Source organism: Arthrobacter sp. P1_A5 (genome assembly GCF_056406825.1).
Genome location: NZ_JBFTZL010000336.1, coordinates 1 through 1649, shown reverse-complemented (window position 1 = coordinate 1649; position 1649 = coordinate 1). Strand labels below are relative to the sequence as shown.

The following is a 1649-nucleotide window of genomic DNA, read 5'->3' as shown; positions in this document are numbered from 1 at the left end:
CTTGACCCGGTGCAGCTTGTCGGTTGTCAGCGTCTCACCGACGGCGATCGGCTCCCGCGCTGCGTACGCTTCCGTGGTCTGGTCCGCGGCACCGACCAGCGAGACCACGCCGACCACGGATGCCAGGACCAGCAGGATTCCGACGAGGAGCCGGGGGTCTTTCCAGGACGGCCTTTTCAAACGGGCCCCTTCGGCTGCCGCGCTTCCACTCATGCGTCCGCTCCCCCTGTCGTCGCCGTCCATTCCCGGATGCCGGGCACCCCCATTGTTGCGCCCGGGCCGCCCGGGTGGAAGATCCGGGGCCAAACAGGCACAAACTGTGGATAACGGCACCAGTAGGCCTCAACGGTGGCAAAATGGATTCATGCCCCGATTCCTGACTCTCGCTGACGTTGCCGAGCAGCTCCAGATCAACTCTCCGGCCGCCTACGCGCTCGTTCGCAGCGGCGAGCTGAAGGCAATCCAGGTGGGCGGACGCGGCCAGTGGCGCGTCGAGGAAAAGATGCTCGAGCAGTACATCCAGGAGCGCTATGCCGAGGCCAGCCGCATGATCGAAGAGGCCAAGGCGAAGTCCGCCGGAAGCTGAACCCGGCGGGCTGATTAGCCGCCCGCGGCAGCAACGGACCTGATGCCCGCGAGGGCGCCGAAGGGGATGGCAATCACCTGCCGGGCGTTCGCTGGAGGCCGTTCCCGGCCGTCCCGTGTCACGGCCAGGTCCAGGAAGTCCCTGCCGACCGTGTCAATGATGCCGTGGAGCCCCGCGTCTGCCCTCCCGTGACCGGCAAATATCGTCACCCGTGCACGGTTCCTGGCGAGTCCCCGGAGGGCGCTGCCCAAACCGAGCCGCCGGCGGACGATTGACGGTTCGGAGACCGCCACCCGCGAAAGACCCCCGTAGTGCGCGGCCGCGGCGTAGGGAATGAGTACCTGATGTTGGGGCTCATCAAGGACCAGGGCCTCGCTGCCCGCGTGGCTCAGCACTCCCTCGAACGCCCGCCCCGAGGACAAATGCACGCGGATACTGAGCCCGAGGGACCCGCGGAGCCGGTCCGCGAGCTGCACTCCCGCAGAGTCCACGAGTGCACGCTCGGCTATTTCAGCCTCTAATTCCAGCCGCTGGCGCGCGGCCAACTGTGCCTCCATGTCCTCAAACAACGCGTCCCACCGCATGGCGCCAGCGTAGGCGGCCCTCCCGCACTGGTCAATCCGAGGCCTCCCCTATCCACAGGCTCCGGCTGCGTCTAGACAAACCGAGCACAACAGGATCAGACTTCGTTAAACAGACTACAAAGTTATCAAATGAGATCAAACACCATCAAACGATATTAATTTCGACTGGAGGAACAGCCCATGGACCGGACAGCGACGCCGCAACCCGGGGACCGGCCCCTGCCCGTCCCCCTGCCGAGACAAACAGTTCGGGCCGACGCCGCCATGGCCGCCGCCATCCTGCTGCTCGGGATCTTCCTCGCAGCTACGGGAAGTTTCCTGATTCAGCGCTGGCAGTCCGGCTCGGCACACCGGCAGTCGCTGTCCTTCGAGGACCAGCTCGGGATCGTGGCAAATACGTCCGGGCTGATTGTCATCACCTGGTGGGTGATGTCGCTCGCTTTCGCCGTCGCGGCGGCACTGCTGGACCGCCTCGGCAG

At 65.7% G+C, this 1649-nt stretch carries 2 protein-coding genes and 2 pseudogenes; 2 read left to right on the top strand and 2 right to left on the bottom strand.

Annotated features, from left to right (window positions below; genetic code table 11):
• A pseudogene (locus AC1D1S_RS21060) lies at positions 1 to 213 on the bottom strand (hypothetical protein); the annotation flags it as partial.
• A 151-nt stretch (positions 214 to 364) separates the two neighbouring features.
• Here AC1D1S_RS21060 and AC1D1S_RS21055 point away from each other — a divergent pair.
• Positions 365 to 586, top strand: coding sequence for a helix-turn-helix domain-containing protein (locus AC1D1S_RS21055; RefSeq protein ID WP_018775212.1), 222 nt, complete (start codon positions 365 to 367; stop codon positions 584 to 586).
• 14 nt (positions 587 to 600) lie between these two features.
• On the opposite strand, the gene AC1D1S_RS21050 is transcribed toward AC1D1S_RS21055, so the two are convergent.
• Positions 601 to 1170: a hypothetical protein gene (locus AC1D1S_RS21050; protein WP_476995436.1), complete on the bottom strand. Its 570-nt coding sequence runs from the start codon at positions 1168 to 1170 to the stop codon at positions 601 to 603.
• 180 nt (positions 1171 to 1350) lie between these two features.
• On the opposite strand from AC1D1S_RS21050, the pseudogene AC1D1S_RS21045 reads away from it, so the two are divergent.
• Positions 1351 to 1649: pseudogene (locus AC1D1S_RS21045) on the top strand (hypothetical protein); the annotation flags it as partial.